Raw genomic sequence first — 2,470 nt, forward strand, 5'->3', positions numbered from 1 at the left:
CCACGATGCGGCCGGGTACTGCGAGATTGCTACGTCGCTTCGCTCCTCGCAATGACAAGCTTGGGAGCCTTACACATTCGCCGGAAATATCTCCAGATTTGCAGCTGCCAAAGGCGGTCACTGACCGCCGCTACAGACGCAATTGGTGCATACCGTTTTCACGGCGGCCGGTACGAATCGGCAGCATTGCGCCGGGAGGGGCATGCCCCTCCCCTACAGCGCATTGCGGGAAGCTATGGGAAAAACTCCACTTTCCACTCTCAATTCTCGCCGTCCGGCGGGAGGTTATCCCCGAACAGGTATCTCCAGTAATCCTGCTCGAGCACCCATGCCGAGGCGCGGAAGCGATTGCTCACGTCCTGATTGCGCTCCTCGACCTCCTCGGGCGACAGCTCGTTGCCCTGCAGCAGGATCAGCTCGTCCGACGGGGCATAATACATTGCGTTTTCCGTGATCCAGCTATGGTCGCGCAGGAGGACGAACGGTTCCGCGTCCGAGAACACGTCCCGGCCCATATAAAGCCGCGAGTCAAAGTCCAGCCCGAACAGGTTCGACAGCGTCGGCAGAATGTCGAGCGTGCAGCACAGGCTGTCCACCCGCTCCGGCTTCATGCCCTTTTTATAAAGGATAAAGGCGTTGCGGTAGCGCTCGAACCGCGTGTCGATCTCGTGCCCGGCAAGCTCGCTCTGCTCCTCGTCCGTCAGACCATAGGGATAGTGGTCGCCCGTCAGGGCGATGACGGTGTTCTCCGCCACGCCAGCCTCGTCCAGCCGCTGCAGCAGCAGCTCCAGCGCACGGTCCAGCTCGATCTGGCAGGCGAGATAGGCCCGGACGGAGCCGCTGTAGGGCAGGTCCTTCACAAGGTCCTGATTCTTTTTCGCCATGGCGTTGCCGTTGAAATTATACTCCAGATGACCGGAGACGGTCATGTAATACGCATGGAACGGCTCGCTCCCCATGTAGTCTGCCGTCGTCTTGTCGATCATCTCGATGTCGGATTCCGGCCACGTCGCCTCGACGTCCAGCCCGTTTCCGAGCGCACGGTAGACATAGCCGAGGTTCGGATGCGACAGATTGCGGTCATAATAGGTATAGGTGTGGTCGTGATAGGCATAGGCGCTGTAGCCGAGGCGCTTGAGCTGCTGAGCCATCGTCAGCGGCATGGCGTTCTCCGCGCTGTCACGTAACGACCATGTTCCCGGCTTCGGGATCGTGCCGGTCAGGGCGGCATACTCGCCGTCCGAGGTCGAAACGTCCCAGTACGGCGTGTAGAAGTTCGTGAAGTTAAAGCCCTCCGTCTGCAGCTTATAGAGCGTCGGCGTCAGCTCCGGGTCGATGGCGAGGTACGAAAAGCTCTCCGCCGTAATGAGGATGAGGTTGCAGCCCTCAAACATGCCGGTCTTTTCGTTCTTGTTCGTCGGCGTGCGCGAGGAGAAGTAGGCGTTCAGCTCCGAAAGCACGTCGTTTCCCTCCGTGGGCACGGCGTCAAAATCCAGCTCCAGCACGTTCGGGCTGGTGTCGACCACCGGCTCCGGGAGGACGGTCGGCTCCGTGGCGTCCGGGACCGTCGGGGCCTCCGTCGGGGCCTCCATCGGTGCTTTCGTCTCCGTCGCCAGCTCGATCTCGCCGCCCTCGAAGCCGAACAGCAGCCGGTGTACATCCAGCCGGAACGCAGGCATCAGGCCGAGGTGGGCCGTCGTCTGCTTCATGTCGTTCGTGCTGTGATAGAGGTCATAGGCCGAAAGCGGCTGCGTGCCGAAGACCGGCAGCAGGGCCATCAGGCCGAAATGCACGGCGACGGCCAGCGCCGCAAACGCCGGGAGATACGGAAGGCGCAGCCGCGCCGCCGAAAAGCGCTTTCCGAGCACGGCGTGGCCCACGGGCGGCAGGAGCATCAGGCTCAGCGGCAGCCAGTTTTTGCGGATGGCGTGCAGCGTGACCTTCCAGAACTGCATGACCTGCCCGCCGTTTCCCATGGAATAGGCGGAGTAGAAGCAGTGGAAGATCGAGTAATACACCAGCTGCGAGGCAAAGAAGATGTAGCAAAGCCCGCTGCACACCGGCCCGAGCACGCGGTTCGCGCGCGGCGGGAACAGGCGGCACAGCGCAAACAGCAGCACCGCCGGAACGAGCGGATAGAGCATCAGCAGCACGAGCTCCGGCTGCCAGAACTGCGGGGCCGTGGCCGCATGGACGACCAGCTCCATAAAGCACAGCTCCGCCCAGAAAAACAGCAGGAGCCACCACGGCCCGAATTTACGTTTGTTCATGTTTGTTTTCCCTCCGGGATCAGATAAATTGTATGGGAACTTCCTTGCGCTGCGGGACTTGGCTCTCCCTTTGGGAGAGCTGGCGGCGCAGCCGCCTGAGAGGGAAATCGACCCTCCCCTTGCTTGCTATTGCCATTCAAAAGTGCCTGCAAGGCCCTCTCAGTCACCTTCGGTGACAGCTCTCCCAGTGGGAGAGCCAA

At 61.5% G+C, this 2,470-nt stretch carries 1 protein-coding gene; it reads right to left on the bottom strand.

Features of this window, described 5'->3' with window-relative positions:
- Positions 1–260: 260 nt before the first annotated feature.
- On the bottom strand, positions 261–2,270 hold the full coding sequence (locus WMO66_RS00085; protein WP_349134369.1) for an LTA synthase family protein: 2,010 nt from the start codon (positions 2,268–2,270) through the stop codon (positions 261–263).
- Between the last annotated feature and the right edge of the window lie 200 nt (positions 2,271–2,470).

Source organism: Faecousia intestinalis, assembly GCF_040096185.1.
Lineage (GTDB): Bacteria > Bacillota > Clostridia > Oscillospirales > Oscillospiraceae > JAZOXB01.